The following is a 14,116-nucleotide window of genomic DNA, read 5'->3' on the forward strand; positions in this document are numbered from 1 at the left end:
ATTTTTTTGCCTGTATTCCGGAGGGCGCTCGACGCCAGGGCTGCCTAGAGCAGCACCGAATACCAGAACACCCGGCCGATGACGTGGATGTGCTCGGCCACTTCGGTGGCCTCGTAGCGTTCGTCGGGGTGTTCGTCGCTGTTGAAGCTGCGGATGCGTAGCCCGCCGCCGGGGAGGCGGTAGAGCAGCTTCACCCGCAGTTGCCCATCGTGGTCGAAGGCGTACATGTCGCCGTCCTTGATGGTGCGCGAGCTGGTGTCCACGCCCACCGTGCTGCCGTCGGGCAGGACCGGTTCCATGCTGTTGCCGTTCACCGTCACGCAGGCCGCGCTGGCCGCGTCGATGTTCTTCTTGCGCAGCGAGTACTTGCCGAAGCGCAGCTTGCGCCCGGTGGTCTGCAGCACCACGGTGCTGCCCTTGCCGCCGGACAGCTCAACTTCCTTGTAGAAGGGCAGCTCGACTTCGTCGGGGTCCAGCGGGGTGTCGTCGTCCCAGGACTCCACGGCGCCGGCCCAGTGGGCGTTTGCGCCGGAAGGCGGCATGCGCGTGTCGAGCATGCCGCCGTGGCCTTCGGCGAGCCAGCGTGGGCTGACGCCGCAGACGGTGGCGATCTGCGTGGCAAAACTGGTCGCGCGCGACTTGCCACGCTCCAGATCGGAGATGGAGGCCTGGGTCATGCCCGTCGCCTGGGCGAGCTGGACCTGGCTGAGGTTGGCGTGCTTTCGCGCCGCCCGGATGCGGTCTTTGAGTTCCATGGGGCAGCAGATTAACGGTGGGCCTATTTCATTGCAAGCACCTATATATAGGTATTATTATATGCGCCTGTGCTGCCCCGTTGCCGTGAACCGGTCGACGGGGCTTTTGTTTAGCCCCGCCACGGGGCATGGAAAAGGAGACAGCCCATGTTTAACAGCACCGAACAGGCCCTGGCCGTAGCGTATTGGATGGCTGAACACCGGGTGGGGCCGAAGTCGTCCACGGCGATGGCGATCGACGTGCTGCGCGAGCGTTTCGACACCCAGTTCGTCGAGCGCCTGCCCAGCGGCCTGAGCCCCCACGAATGGCAGGCCCAGGCCACCATGACGATCCGTTTCGCCCAGCGCCTGCTGGCCGACTACCCCCTTGAACTGGCCGTGGTACAGGCCGAATACGCCCACGGGCGCGACTTCGTGCTGGCCATGGCGGCCCTGCGCGACTGGCTCAAGCCGCAGGCCGATTCGGCCGAGCAGCGCGCCGCCCTGGCGCTGTTGATGCGCATGTTCCGCCGCCCGCCCCACAGCATCCGCGAGATCGAGCGCCTGACCGGCCTGTCCAAGAGCACCCTGCACCGCTGGGACCAGGATTGGCGCGCGCGCGTGGCCCTGAAACTGCGCGAAGCCCTGGCGCGCCTGGAGGCGCCGATGAGCCGTGCGGGGATTGTCGTGGCGCATTGAAAATATTTTTGAAAAAACAGGTTCTCCCATATTGACCTGTTGGGACGATAAAGGTAACCTAGCTCCAAGATCGAAATCAGACCATCAAGAGCCCGCCCACCAGCGGGCTCTTTCGTTTCCGGGCCCGGTCGATCATCGGGCCCTCTTCAAGGAGTCCCATCATGACCGAGCCCAGTGTCGCTGCGGCAATGGCTGGGGGGATGACCGGCGCGGGGTTGGCGATCCTGATCCCCAGCATCGATGGCAACGCGCTGATCGGAGGATTCGGCGGTGCCATCTTCTTCGTGGTGTTTGCCCGCGACTACAAGCCCCTGACCCGCGCCGGCTACCTGCTGGTGTCCTGGGTGGGGGGCTATTACGCCGCCGTCGAGGCGGTCAGTCGCGGGCTGGCACAGACCAGCGGGGTGGTGGCCTTCGTGGCCGCCACCCTCTGTGTCACCGGGGGGATCGGGATGCTCGAATGGATGCGCGGCGGGCAGTTGCCCAGCTGGCTGCGCACCTTGTTGCGCCGAGGCGCGGGAGGCCGCAATGGATGACCCGCTGGCCACCGCGACCCTCTTCGTCTGTTCGGCCATCTGCCTGCGGCTGATCACCTACCGGCGGCGCGGTTCGCGCTTCCGCCCCGGTGTTTCGCTCTGCGCCTACCTGATGGCGCTGTGCACCGGTAGCCAGGCCCTGAGCATTGCGGTCGGCCGCTACCCCGTGGGGCAGTTGTCGCCGTGGATGCTGGGGGTGCTGCTGATCCTGCTGGTCCTGGTGTTCAGGGCCCGCGGCAACCTCGCCTGCATCCTGCGCCTCGGCTGACGCCAGGCGCCCACCCGTTCCATCCCCGGTCTGGCCGGGCGGCCTCGGTCGTCCGCGCTGGGTCGTGCCCTGCATATAAAGGAGAACACCATGAGCATCACCGCCACGCGGCTGGATGTGGCGGCCCTGCGCGAAGCGTTGCGCAGCCTGCTGGAGCTGCCGCCCGGTGCGCTGGTGGCCGCCGACCAGGCCACTGCGCCGCCGGCGGGCCTGTACGCCAGCCTGCGCGAGCAGCAGTCCGCCGAGGTGGGCGTGTCCCGCCGCGAGTTCAACGGCAATGGCGAGCGGGAAACCGTCGTCACCGCCTGTGAAACCACCTTCCACCTCATCACCCATGGCCCCGGGGCGCTGGATCTGGCGCACGACGCGCGCTCGATCCTGCAGTCCAGCCGGGCCCTGGACCGTTTGCGCCGGCTGGGCGTTGCCCTGCCACGCATGAAACCCATCGACAACCTGTCCGCCGTCGAGGCGGGCGTGGCCAAGGAGCAGGCCCGTCTGGAACTGGTCCTCGCCCATGGCCACCAGGTGGTCCTGGAACAGAAACACATCGCTTCCTCGGTGGTGACCGCCCACACCGATACGGGCCTCACCGCCACCCTTACAGTGAATCCAACGGAGACCTGATATGTCCCTTCCGCTTTCGCAGATCGTCAACGTACAACTCAACGTTCAACCGGTGGCCAGCCCGCGCCGTGACTTCGGCCAGCTCGCCCTGTTCACCCCCGAGGCCGGCAACGTCTTCACCGACGCCGCCACCCTCTACATCAGTTGCGCCAGCCAGGCCGAGGTGGAAGCCGCCTTCGGCAGCACCTCCCAGACCGCCCTGGCCGCGAGCGCCTTCTTCGCTCAGAGCCCGCGACCCAAGCAGCTGCTGGTGGCGCGCTGGCTGAAGAACACCCGCAACGTGCCGGCGGTGAAGGCCGCCCTCAACGGCACGCCGCTGGTGGCCACCCTGGACCAGCTCAAGGCCATCAGCGCCGGCCAGTTCTCGGTGACCGTGGACGGCGTCCGCCAGGACGTCACCGGCCTGAACTTCAGCGCCGCCAGCGACCTGCCGGCCATCGCCGCGCTGATCGACGCCAAGCTCACCGCCCAGGCCGTCAACTGCCGCTACGACGCCGTGGCCAACCGCTTCATCCTCGAAGCCGACGTCGCCGGCCAGGCCAAGTCCGTCGGTTTCGTCCAGGACCTGGGCGCCACCGGCACCTACCTGGGTGGCCTGCTGCGCCTGGAGAACGGCATGGCGCAGAAGGTCGCCGGCCGCGATGCCCTGGTGCTGGCCGCACAAACGCTGCCCGAGGCGTTCACCGCGCTGCTGGAGGTCAACTCCGGCTGGTACGCCGCCACCGTCGCCGCGTCCCTGACCGACGACGAGATCGAACAGGCGGCCGCCTGGGTTCTGGCTGCGGACAAGAAGGTCTTCGGCGTCACCACCCAGAACCCCAGCCACCTGGAGAACGTGCCGAGCAACCCGTTCAAGCGCCTGAAGGATCGCCAGAGCTACCGCACCGTCGCGGTCTACGACAAGAACGACCCCTACGCGGTGGCCAGTTGGCTGGCGCGCGCGCTGTCGGTGAACTTCGCCGCCAACAACTCCACCCTGACCATGAAGTTCAAGCAGCTGCCGGGCATCAGCGCCGACAACCTGACCCTCACCGAAGCGGACAAGTGCCGGAAGCTGGGCCTGAACTTCTACACCTACTTCGACGAGTCAGCGATGGTCGCCGAGGGCACCGTGATCGGTGGCCGCTTCTTCGATGAAGTGCACATCCTCGACTGGTACGTCGACGCGGTGCAGAAGGAGGTCTTCGCCACCCTCTACCGCTCTTCGAGCAAGGTGCCGCTGACCGACGCCGGTGTGGCGCGCCTGCTGGCCGCCGTTCGCAAGGTCTGCCGCGAGGGCGTGAACAACGGTGCCTTCGCCCCCGGTGTGTGGAACGGCGACCCCTTCGGCAACCTGGTCAGCGGCGAGCGCCTGGACGAGGGCTACTACGTCTGGGCCGACAGCGTCGACAACCTGTCCACCTCCGACCGCGAGCAGCGCAAGGCCCCGCCGATCCAGGTGGCCCTGAAGATGGCCGGCGCCGTTCACTCCGTGGACGTGCTGGTCAACTTCGACCGCTGATCCCGACCCACCCAACGTATTCCGGCCCCCGCGTGGGGCCTTTTCATTTCCGGAGATTTTCCATGGCTATCTACGACCAGAAACAACTGTCCGTCCTGATCAACGGCTACGAGATCAGCGACTGGGGCGCCGGCGCCGATGTCCTCAAGCTGGCTTTCACCACCGATTCCGGCTCCATGAAGATCGGCAGCAACGGCACCGGCGTGTTCGTTGCCAACAACGACCGGTCCGCGACCCTCACCCTGAAGCTCAAGCAGCACTCGCGTGACAACAAGTTCCTCAACAGCCTGCGCCTGCTGCAGGAAGGCAACCTCAAGGCCTTCACCCCGCTGACCCTGGAAATGCGCGACCTGCTCAACGAAGACCTGATCAGCGCCACCCGCGGCTACTTCACCAAGCGTCCCGAGGTGACCCGTGGCAGCGAGGCCAACGACACCACCTGGACCATCGTCTTCGAGCGCGCCAACGTGAACCTGGAACAAGGAGTCGCCTGACCATGAACGCCGAACATCGCATCAACCTCGACGGCTTCGACTACGTTATGCGCCCGGCCAACGCCATGCCGGCCTGGAACGCCCTGAAGAAGGCCGCGCGCCTGCTGCAGGGCGTGGAGATCAAGCGCGGCGAGGGCGGCGACAGCCTGGCCATCGGCGCCATCCTGGCCAACCTGGGCGATCCGGTGGTGGCGGAGATCGAAGCGCTGGTGATCCAGCAGACCAACGTGCAACCGGCCGACGGCGCGGCATTCCGCCTCGCCGACCGTGCCGAGGCGCACTTCAACCAACACCGCGGGCACCTGGTGCCGCTGCTGGTGGAGGGGGTGAAGTACCAGTTCGCCGATTTTTTCGCCGCCGCCGCGCCAGCCCTGTCGGCGATTCTGCCGGGACCGGCCAAGGCGGAGTGACCGACTGGTTCCTGTTCACCCCTGTCATGCGCCAGCTCTGCACCCTGCACGAGCTGCGCGCGCTCTACACCCTGGCCGACCTGTGCGACTTCCATGACGCGATAGCCGAATGGGACGAGGCACAGCGTCAGGCCCACGAGAGGCAGGCCAATGGCAATTGAAATTGGAATCCAACAACTCAGCGCGCAGTTCGCGCTGGGCCTGCAGCAGATCACCAACACCCTGAAGCAGGAGCTGAACGTCATCAGCAACACGCTGGTGCAGGAAATCAGCGTGGTGAACCACCTCAGGCAGAACGTCGAGGTCACCCGCAACACCCTGCTCTCCAGCAACAAGGCTCACTACACCTACATCGAGACCCTCAACCAGGTTCAGGGCAAGGCGGCGCAGGTCGAGAGCAGCACCTCCAGGATCGGCGGCGCCATTTCCCAGGTGTCCTCCAAGCTCTTCGACTTCGTGCAGTCCTCCCTGGGCAGCCTGAAGGACCTCAAGGCCGGGCCGGATGCCCTGGGCGTCGTCACCGACGAGCAGGCCCAGTCGGCCAAGGACTACCAGACGTCCATGGAGAAACTGGACAAGGTGCTGGACGGGGTCAAGACGCGGGTCGGCCTGGGCCTCGCCCCGCAACTGTCGTTCCTGGCGGACCGCTTCCTCGCGGTGGTGGACGCCAACAAGGAGCTGATCACCGAGGGGCTGGAGAAGACCATGACGCTGGTCGCCGAAGGCCTGGACGCGGTCTACAACTTCGGCCGCGCGCTGGACTTCGTGGTCAGCGGAACCGTCGGTTGGGACAACGCCCTGATGATGCTCGGCACGGCCCTGCTCTGGGTCGGCCGCGCCAGCCTGATGGCCTTCGCCACCAACCCCATCATGTGGATCATCGCCGCCCTGGTGGTGGTGATCGCCCTGGTGGACGACTTCATGACCTACCTGGACGGCGGCGAATCGGCCTTCGGCGGCGTCTGGGAGCCGCTGGTGAAGGGCTTCAAGGAGGTCGGCGCCATCCTGGCGGACATGAAGGCGCAGTTCGATGCGTTCTGGGCGGAGAACGGCGAGACGGTGATGGCCTTCGCCGACGGCCTGATGATGTTCATCGGCGCGGGCATCAGCAACGTCATCAACCTGTTCAAAGGCTTCTTCGCCTTGCTGAGAGGAGACGTCGACGGCGTCAAGGAGGCATTCGGCGGGATATTCGAAGGCCTGGCCACGCAGTTCGAAGTGATCGGCAGCCTGTTCTCCTGGCAGCCGCTGCTCGATGGCATCGCCGCGGTAGAGGCCGTGCTGAATGGGCTGAAGGCACGGTTCATGGCCCTCTGGGGAGAAATCAGCGAGTCGGCGATGGCCTTCGCCGAGGGCCTGATGGCCGGCATCGGTGCCAGCATCAACTACGTCATCAACCTGTTCAAAGGGTTGTTCGTCCTCGTCAAAGGCGGCTTCGACGGCGTCAAGGAAGTCCTCAACAGCTGGTTCGAAGGCGTGAAGGCCAAGTTCGAGGCACTCGGCGCCGGATTCAAGAAGGTCGCCGGGATGTTCGGCTTCGGCGATGACAAGGAAGGCACGCCCGAGGCGGCCAAGGAATCGCCGGGGATGTTCTCCGGCGTGGCCAACCTCTTCGGCTGGAACAGCGACGACGACAAGGCCGCCACGGCACCTCGCCTGGTGGAAGGTGCCAGCCAGTTCACGGCCGGTGTGCAGGACGCACAGAGTCGTGCGGCCCTCGGCGCCGGCGTCGGCGCCGCCTCCCTCATGGCCCCGGTGAGCAACAACAGCTTCAACCAGTCGGTCACGGTCCACGTGAGCGGAGACAACCCCCAAGCCATCGGACGGGAGGTCGCCGAGCAGGTGGCCTCCAACCAGCAGCGCCTGGCCACCCACAACAACCAGAGTGACATCAGACAGTGAGGTGAATCGATGGTCATGCTGATCAACCGCCGCATCGGCACGATGAGGCTCGATGCGGTCATCAACGAAACCCACACCGCTGAACTCAAGATCACCGAAAACCCGGTGGAGAGCGGCGCCAACATTGCCGACCACGCCTACGCGCAGCCCCGCACGTTGAAGATCAAGGGCATCGTGGTCGAGCATTACGACCCCCTGGCGGCCCTGGCCGCCGAGGTCACGCCGGGGCTGCGCAGCAGTGGCGACTTCGTCGACGAGGTGAGGCCGGGGATTCTGGCCAACCTGACCCGGCAGGCCCGCAATCGGGCCCAGCGCGAGCTCAAGAGCTGGCTCAAGCCCCAGGTGGATACGCCCAAGGTCCGGCCCATAGCGCCCTGGATGCTGGAGTACCAGCCGCTGTCGCGCTTCGACAGCTCGCCCAGCCAGTCGCGCCTGCAACAGGTCTACCAATGCCTGCTGGACACCCAGAAGGCCGGTGAGCTGCTACAGGTACAGACCGGTTTCTACCTGTACAAGAACATGCTGCTCACCACGATTTCCGCCGTGCAGGCCATCGATGGCGCCATCGAGCTGGACCTGACCCTGCGCGAAGTCCTGGTGGTGGATACCCGCGTCATCAACGGCGTGGTCACCCCGGCGGCCGGGACCAAGCGCTCCGGCCGCTCCCAGTGCCAGGCAGCGGAGAAGAAGTCCAAGGGCAAGACCACGCCCAAGACCAAGAAGCGCAATGAGAGCTTTGCGCATGCGGTAGGCAGGACGGTGTTCTCATGAAGCAGATCCCCATCAGCAGCGACCCGCTGCAGGAGCAGAGCTTCGAGTTCGCCGGCTACCGCCTGCGCCTGACCCTTCGCTACAACAGCATCGGCGACCACTGGGCCATCGACCTGCTGGACGAGGCCAAGGGCACCTGGCTGGCCCAGGGCCTGACGCTGGTGACCGGCGTGCCGATGCTCTGGCGCAGCACCCTGCCGTTCTTCCTCTGGCTGGAGGATGTCAGCGGCGTCGGCCTCGACCCCATCGGCGGTGACGACATGGGCAGTCGCTGCCTGCTCCACATCGGCGAGAAAGCGGAGGTGCAGCCATGAGGCAGTTCGGCCGGCGTTACCGCCTGATCCTCGGTGCCGACCAGGAAGGGCTGGTGATCGACAGCCTGCGGGTGGCCTTCGACTTCACCAAGAGCATCGACAACAAACCCAACCCGGGGACGATCCGCGTCTGGAACCTCAACCCCGAGCACCGCGAACAACTGCAGGACGGCACCCTGCGCAAGGCCTGGCTCTGGGCCGGCTACAGCGAGCTGCGCCTGCTCTACGCGGGCGACATCGCCGAGGCGGCTGTGGAGCGCAAGGGCCTGGACAACATCACCGTGCTCACCTGCGCCACCGGCGCGGTGGATTACCGCGAGGCGCGCATCAGCCGCTCCCTCGCCGCCGGCAGCACCGCCGACGACCACGTCAAGGCCGCGGTGCAGTCGATGAAGTCCACCACGCCGGGGCAGATCACCCTGCCCAAGCAACGGCCGCTGCCGCGCGGCAAGGTGCTGGTGGGGCTGAGCCGCGACGTGCTCAGCCAGGTGGCGGCGGAGCAGGGCGCCGACTGGTCCATCCAGGACGGTGAACTGCTGCTGCTGCCCGCCGGCAACGTGCTGGACGACCAGGCCGTGTTCCTCTCCCAGGAAACCGGCCTGATCGGCTCACCCAAGGAAGTGGAGGGCGGCCTGGAGCTGACCTGCCTGATCGACCCGGCACCCCGGGTCGGTGGCACGGTGCGGGTGAAGTCCATCGAGCCGCGCTTCGACGGCGACTACAAGATCGTCAGGATCATCAGCAAGGGCGACGTCATGGAGAAGGACTGGTTCTGCGTGCTCACCGTGAGCAAGGGCGAGTTCCAGCCGGCCGGCGGCGCCAAGAGCCAATCCGGAGGCAAGAGCAATGGGTAACTACGACTGGCAGACCCCCTCGACCGAGGTCGCCATGGACACCGCCCTCGATACCCGCATCAAACGTCTGCACACCGCGCTGCCGGGGCGCATCGTCGCTTTCGATGCCGCCCGCCAGGTGGCCAGCGTGCAGCCGATGATCGAGCAGCAGCTGATGGATGGCTCGCGCCAGCCCCTGCCGATGCTGCCCGATGTGCCGGTGCAGTTCCCCCGGGGGGGCGGCTTCGTGCTGACCTTCCCGGTCAAGCCGGGCGACGAGTGCCTGCTGGTGTTCAACGAGCGCTGCATCGACGGCTGGTGGCATTCCGGTGCCTCCAGCGAACCGCTGGACTACCGCCAGCACGACCTGTCGGACGCCGTGGCGGTGATGGGCATCAGCTCGCTGCCCCAGGTGGTGCCGGCCTTCGCCACCGACGCGGTGGAACTGCGCCGGCTGGACGGTTCGGCCTACGTGCGCCTGGACGAGGGCGGCACCCTGACGCTGGACGGCGCCAAGGTGCTGATCAAGTGCCCGGTGGTGTTCGAGGCCGGCATGACCGGCAAGGGCGACGTGGTGTCCGGCGGCATCAGCCTGGAGCGTCACCTGCACGGCCAGGTCATGGCCGGCCCGGCCGTCACCGGCGTGCCGCAATGAGGACACGACAATGAGAGTGAGACGAATAGACAAGGACGGCGACTGGACCTTCGGCCAGGGCCGCAACAACTACGCCGACGGCGGCGAATGCGTGGCCCAGCGCGTGTGCACGCGCCTGCGCTCCTTCCAGGGGGACTGGTTCCTCGACCTGGAGCACGGTCTGCCCTGGCTGCCGCGCATGGAGCGGCCGGCGGACCTGGCGCAGATCGAGGTGGACATCAAGCGCTGCATCCTCACCACCGAGGGGGTGAGCGAAATCCTCGACTTCCAGATGGACGTCACCCCCGACGACCGACGCCTGGCCATCGGCGTCACGCTGCGCGACAACCTCGGCAATGACCTGAGCACCCGCGTCCAGCGCTGATCGGCCGCCGCCGTCAAATCGAAGCCCCGCCTCGTGCGGGGCTTTTTCTTTGGAGAACCAACATGGGACAACTGACCAACAAGGGCTATGTCGGTGTACGCCTGGACAGCATCCTTGCGGAGCTGGACCAGGGGTTCCGGGCCATCTATGGCAACGACATCGACCTCGCGCCCGACAGCCCCGACGGGCAGATGCTCGGGCTCATCGCCCAGGTCCGTGCGGACCTGGAGGAGCTGGGCGAGGTCATCTACCGCGCCCTCGATCCGGACCACGCCAGTGGCGACTGGCTCGAACAGCGGGTCGCCTACGCCGGGCTGACCCGGCGCCAGGCGCGCTACAGCTACCTGCGCGGCACCGCCCTCACCGGGCGTGCCGGCACCGAGATTCCCGCCGGCGCCGTGCTGCGCGACGCCAACCGTGGGCGCTGGCTGCTCACTGCCGACGTCACCCTGGGTGCCGACGGCTCCGCCCGTGCCGACCTGCGCAGCGAGGAACTCGGCGCCTACAACCTGCCGGCCAACAGCAGCCTCACCCTTGAGACCCTGGTGCTGGGCTGGGACACCGCCACCACCCAGGCGCCCGCCGAAGTGGGGGCGGAGGAGGAGACCGACGCCGAGCTGCGGGCGCGTTTCTTCCGTAGCCGCGCCCGCCCGGCGCAGAACAGCCTCGATGGCCTGGTGGCCGCGCTGTTGCAACTGCCGGACGTGCGCCAGGTGGTGGGTCTGGAGAACACCGGCCCCACCCCGGACGCCGACGGTGTGCCGGGCCACAGCCTCAACCTGATCGTCGATGGCGGCGAGGAGCAGGCCATCGCCCAGGCGATCTTCCAGCGCAAGCCGGCGGGCACCGGGCTCATGGGCCAGCAGTCACGCAACGTGGTGGACGGGCAGGGCATGAAGCGCCTGATCCGCTTCGACCGCCCGGCGGTGGTCGACTGCAAGGCCTTCGTCCAACTACGGCGCGACGCCGAGTTCACCGCCATCGACGTGGCGGCGATCAAGGCGCAACTGGCGCAGTTGGACTTCCGTATCGGCCAGGACGTGCAGTTGTCGCGGCTCTACAGCCCGATCAACACCGTCCAGGGCTTCTGGGTCGAGCAGCTGAAGATCAGCCGCCGCAGCGGCACCCCGGCGGCAGACAACATCGCCATCGGTGTGCGTGAACGGGCGCGGTTCGCCCCGTCCGACATCGAGGTGGTGGTGCTATGAGCTATGACCGCCTGCTGATCTGGCAATACCAGGGCAAGCCCCGGGCCGCCGCCACCGCCGAACTGCTCTCGCGACAGTTCGGCGACACCTGGCAAGGCCTGTCGAGCCTGCCCGACGCGCTCGACATCGACCGCGCGCTGGGCGCCAACCTCGACCTGGTGGGCAAGCACGTCGGCCAGAGCCGCGTGCTCAACGGGCTCGCCCCGCGCAGCCTGTTCGGCTTCCACGAAGTCCCCGGTGCCCGTGGTTTCGGCACCGGCAAGTGGTACCGCATGGGCGATCCGCTGGAAGAGTCGGCGGTGCTGGATGACGACGACTACCGCTTCCTCATCCGCTGCCGCATCGCCCGCAACTACCAACTCGGCACCGTCGACGACATCAGCGCAGCCCTGCGCTTCATCTTCGACAGCGAGAGCCTGGTCTTCGACCAGTACGACATGAGCCTGACCGTGGTCATCCGCAGCGACCAGGTCAGCGACTTCAAGCGCTATGCGCTGAACACCCTGGACATCCTGCCGCGACCGGCGGGTGTCCGTATCCAGTTCTACGTCGCTGTGCCCCAACGGGCCTTCGGCTTCCGGGGCGCCGCCGGCGCACTCGGCTTCAACCAAGGAAAATTCGCGAGGTTCCTATGACGCATTACTCCCGTCCTGACGAACTGGTCTTCGCATCCGGCGCCAAGCCGGGCGAGGTCCAGGGTTTCCCCGACATTCCCCGTGGCTGGGGCGTGGCCTACGACCAGACCGCCGGCATCCCGCCGATGGAGTGGTTCAACGCGCTGTTCAAGCGCGGTGACGAAGGCCTGCGCTACCTGCTGCAACGCGGCATCGCCGACTGGTCGGCCACCGAGGACTACCCCGTGGACGCCCACGTTCAGGAGGGGGTAAGGTCTGGAAGGCCAAGGTGGCAAACCTTGGCAAACGGCCGTCGGTCAACCCCGGCGAATGGGGGGAGACGGCGCTGACCCGTGAGGCGTTGAAGGCGTTGATCCAGGAGCAACTGGGCGGCGGCACCCTCAACTTCGGCCAGTGGCAATGGAGCAGCGCCACCTCCGGCGGCGTGGCCAACGGCTACCTGGCGCTGAACGCCACCAACCCGGCCGACGCCACCGCGCTGATGATCGCCAAGTCCAGCGCCGAAGGCCTGGACTACAGCCGCAGCGTGGCCTTGCTGCGTGCCGGCGACACGCTGTGCATCCAGAGCCGCCCGGGCGGCAGCGTCGCCCACCGCTTCCGTGTCACAGGCGAGCTGGTGGACAGCGGCGCCTACCGCTCGGTGCCGGTGGTGTACGTCAGCGGGGCAGGGGGCGTGCCGGCCTCCAATGCGCTGCTGCAGGTGTTGATGACGCCGGCGGGGGCTTCGGACATGGGCATGCCGCTGCTGTCCGTCCAATGGTGGGTCAGCCGCGCCAGCATCCCCGCCGGCTGCGCCCCGGCCGACGGCCAACTGCTGAGCCGCGCGCTTTACCCCGACGTCTGGGCCGCCATTCGTGATGGCAAGGTGCCCAAGACCACCGAAGCGACCTGGAGCAGCGATCCCACCCAGCGCGGGATGTTCACCGAGGGTGACGGCAGCACCACGTTCCGCATGCCGGATTACAACGGCAAGGCGGTGGGGTCGTTGGGGGCGTTGTTCATGCGAGGGGATGGGGCGTTGTCGGCGGGTGGTGCTGGCGTAGTTCAGCGAGATGCGCTTCAAAATATTGTTGGTGAGCTTGCTCATGGAGGTATCGAGCATGCGTCGGGAGTTTTCCAGACTGGCCAAGGCTTTACCGGCGTGGGCTATAACGCGCAGCCGAACTATATCGCAACTTTCGATGCATCACGGGTGGCTCGTACTTCTACAGAAACTCGCCCGTTAAACGTCACTGGCTGCTGGATCATCAAGATGGGTAACGGAGTAACCAACCCTGGGGCAATTGATGCCGCTGCGGTTTCTTCGACCTATGCAGCGTTGGTAACGAGGGTGGAGGCACTCGAAATACGACCGCGTAGCGTTGGCGATGGCCAAGCTTGGCAAGACGTTACGGCTAGTCGTGCTTCAGGTGTTACTTATACGAACTCCAGTGGTCGTCCAAAGTTGGTGAGTATTTTTGCGGCTAACGGTCTAGCGACGAGGGGGATATCCGTAGGAGGAGTTTTGGTGTCGCAGTTTACGCCTATCGCATCGGGATCTATTTCCACGACTATTTCTGCTGTGGTCCCAAATGGAGCTACTTACTCGGTAACGGCGGGCACAAGTATTAATACTTGGATGGAGTTGGCCTGATGAAATACTTCGTTAATGCACTAAGTGGTGAAATTTTCGCTTATGAGCAAGATGGCTCGCAGGATCATTTGATCAACAAAGACCTTGCGCCTCTGACTACTGCTGACATTGAGGAGTACCTCAAGAAGGTGGGGCAGATAAAACCGGCTGATATCGATTACGAGCGTGACCGTCGTCTTGCGGGGGGGATCGAGTTCCAAGGCACGTTGTTCCAATCCCGGTCAATCGACCGTGAACGTATCACCGAAGCCGCCCAACTGGCTTTCATGGCGGTAGCCAGTGGTGTCAAGCCGGATGATCTGCGCTGGCTGGAACCTGAACAGGAATTCACCTGGATCGCCGCCGACAACACCCTGGTGCCCATGGATGCACCTACTGTCGTGGCCTTCGCCAAGGCCATGGCGGCGCGCACCCAGGCACTGGTCCTGGCAGGGCGTCGTCTGAAGGACATGGACGCCATTCCGGGTGACTACACCGACGACAAGTGGTGGTCGTGATGGCGCACGTTGCCAAACCTCTGACCTCTTCGCGCCCA

At 65.9% G+C, this 14,116-nt stretch carries 20 protein-coding genes; 19 read left to right on the top strand and 1 reads right to left on the bottom strand.

Annotated features, from left to right (window positions below):
* Nucleotides 1–44: 44 nt before the first annotated feature.
* A complete protein-coding gene (locus A9G05_RS22150) occupies nucleotides 45–755 on the bottom strand; it encodes a helix-turn-helix transcriptional regulator (protein WP_069563001.1) in 711 nt (236 codons plus the stop codon).
* A 147-nt stretch (nucleotides 756–902) separates the two neighbouring features.
* On the opposite strand from A9G05_RS22150, the gene A9G05_RS22155 reads away from it, so the two are divergent.
* From A9G05_RS22155 to A9G05_RS22240, 19 genes are all read left to right on the top strand, one after another.
* Nucleotides 903–1,433, top strand: a complete 531-nt coding sequence (locus tag A9G05_RS22155) for a hypothetical protein (RefSeq protein ID WP_069563002.1) — start codon at nucleotides 903–905, stop codon at nucleotides 1,431–1,433.
* 161 nt (nucleotides 1,434–1,594) lie between these two features.
* On the top strand, nucleotides 1,595–1,969 hold the full coding sequence (locus A9G05_RS22160) for a putative holin (RefSeq protein ID WP_069563003.1): 375 nt from the start codon (nucleotides 1,595–1,597) through the stop codon (nucleotides 1,967–1,969).
* Nucleotides 1,962–2,237 carry a phage holin family protein gene (locus tag A9G05_RS22165; protein WP_069563004.1) on the top strand — a complete coding sequence of 92 codons (276 nt, stop codon included), beginning with the start codon at nucleotides 1,962–1,964 and terminating at the stop codon, nucleotides 2,235–2,237. Before A9G05_RS22160 ends, A9G05_RS22165 begins: the two co-directional genes overlap by 8 nt.
* Nucleotides 2,238–2,327: 90 nt before the next feature.
* Complete coding sequence (locus A9G05_RS22170) at nucleotides 2,328–2,861, top strand: hypothetical protein (protein WP_069563005.1); 534 nt, start codon at nucleotides 2,328–2,330, stop codon at nucleotides 2,859–2,861.
* A gap of 1 nt (nucleotide 2,862) precedes the next feature.
* Nucleotides 2,863–4,362, top strand: coding sequence for a DUF3383 domain-containing protein (locus A9G05_RS22175; protein WP_069563006.1), 1,500 nt, complete (start codon nucleotides 2,863–2,865; stop codon nucleotides 4,360–4,362).
* Nucleotides 4,363–4,424: 62 nt separating this feature from the next.
* The gene (locus tag A9G05_RS22180) at nucleotides 4,425–4,856 is read left to right on the top strand and encodes a phage protein (protein ID WP_069563007.1); all 432 of its coding nucleotides are present in this window, start codon (nucleotides 4,425–4,427) and stop codon (nucleotides 4,854–4,856) included.
* 2 nt (nucleotides 4,857–4,858) lie between these two features.
* Entirely contained in the window at nucleotides 4,859–5,266 is a 408-nt protein-coding gene (locus A9G05_RS22185) for a phage tail assembly chaperone (RefSeq protein WP_069563008.1), read from the top strand.
* Nucleotides 5,263–5,427, top strand: coding sequence for a hypothetical protein (locus A9G05_RS27740; RefSeq protein WP_165663776.1), 165 nt, complete (start codon nucleotides 5,263–5,265; stop codon nucleotides 5,425–5,427). The genes A9G05_RS22185 and A9G05_RS27740 overlap by 4 nt, the downstream gene beginning before the upstream one ends.
* Nucleotides 5,417–7,168: a hypothetical protein gene (locus A9G05_RS22190; RefSeq protein ID WP_069563009.1), complete on the top strand. Its 1,752-nt coding sequence runs from the start codon at nucleotides 5,417–5,419 to the stop codon at nucleotides 7,166–7,168. Before A9G05_RS27740 ends, A9G05_RS22190 begins: the two co-directional genes overlap by 11 nt.
* A 9-nt stretch (nucleotides 7,169–7,177) precedes the next feature.
* Nucleotides 7,178–7,939, top strand: coding sequence for a phage baseplate protein (locus A9G05_RS22195; protein WP_069563010.1), 762 nt, complete (start codon nucleotides 7,178–7,180; stop codon nucleotides 7,937–7,939).
* Complete coding sequence (locus A9G05_RS22200; protein ID WP_044411556.1) at nucleotides 7,936–8,253, top strand: hypothetical protein; 318 nt, start codon at nucleotides 7,936–7,938, stop codon at nucleotides 8,251–8,253. The genes A9G05_RS22195 and A9G05_RS22200 overlap by 4 nt, the downstream gene beginning before the upstream one ends.
* Nucleotides 8,250–9,107, top strand: coding sequence for a hypothetical protein (locus A9G05_RS22205; RefSeq protein ID WP_044411557.1), 858 nt, complete (start codon nucleotides 8,250–8,252; stop codon nucleotides 9,105–9,107). The genes A9G05_RS22200 and A9G05_RS22205 overlap by 4 nt, the downstream gene beginning before the upstream one ends.
* On the top strand, nucleotides 9,100–9,741 hold the full coding sequence (locus A9G05_RS22210) for a Gp138 family membrane-puncturing spike protein (RefSeq protein ID WP_083265542.1): 642 nt from the start codon (nucleotides 9,100–9,102) through the stop codon (nucleotides 9,739–9,741). The genes A9G05_RS22205 and A9G05_RS22210 overlap by 8 nt, the downstream gene beginning before the upstream one ends.
* Nucleotides 9,742–9,751: 10 nt before the next feature.
* The gene (locus A9G05_RS22215; protein WP_069563011.1) at nucleotides 9,752–10,105 is read left to right on the top strand and encodes a hypothetical protein; all 354 of its coding nucleotides are present in this window, start codon (nucleotides 9,752–9,754) and stop codon (nucleotides 10,103–10,105) included.
* Nucleotides 10,106–10,167: 62 nt separating this feature from the next.
* Nucleotides 10,168–11,313 carry a baseplate J/gp47 family protein gene (locus A9G05_RS22220; protein WP_069563012.1) on the top strand — a complete coding sequence of 382 codons (1,146 nt, stop codon included), beginning with the start codon at nucleotides 10,168–10,170 and terminating at the stop codon, nucleotides 11,311–11,313.
* The gene (locus tag A9G05_RS22225) at nucleotides 11,310–11,948 is read left to right on the top strand and encodes a DUF2612 domain-containing protein (protein ID WP_069563013.1); all 639 of its coding nucleotides are present in this window, start codon (nucleotides 11,310–11,312) and stop codon (nucleotides 11,946–11,948) included. Before A9G05_RS22220 ends, A9G05_RS22225 begins: the two co-directional genes overlap by 4 nt.
* Nucleotides 11,945–12,277: a hypothetical protein gene (locus tag A9G05_RS22230; protein ID WP_069563014.1), complete on the top strand. Its 333-nt coding sequence runs from the start codon at nucleotides 11,945–11,947 to the stop codon at nucleotides 12,275–12,277. Before A9G05_RS22225 ends, A9G05_RS22230 begins: the two co-directional genes overlap by 4 nt.
* The gene (locus A9G05_RS22235; RefSeq protein WP_139131222.1) at nucleotides 12,217–13,581 is read left to right on the top strand and encodes a phage tail protein; all 1,365 of its coding nucleotides are present in this window, start codon (nucleotides 12,217–12,219) and stop codon (nucleotides 13,579–13,581) included. The genes A9G05_RS22230 and A9G05_RS22235 overlap by 61 nt, the downstream gene beginning before the upstream one ends.
* Nucleotides 13,581–14,078: a DUF4376 domain-containing protein gene (locus A9G05_RS22240; protein WP_069563016.1), complete on the top strand. Its 498-nt coding sequence runs from the start codon at nucleotides 13,581–13,583 to the stop codon at nucleotides 14,076–14,078. Before A9G05_RS22235 ends, A9G05_RS22240 begins: the two co-directional genes overlap by 1 nt.
* Nucleotides 14,079–14,116: the final 38 nt, after the last annotated feature.

The sequence above is a fragment of the Pseudomonas sp. ENNP23 genome (assembly GCF_001728945.1).
GTDB lineage: Bacteria > Pseudomonadota > Gammaproteobacteria > Pseudomonadales > Pseudomonadaceae > Metapseudomonas > Metapseudomonas otitidis.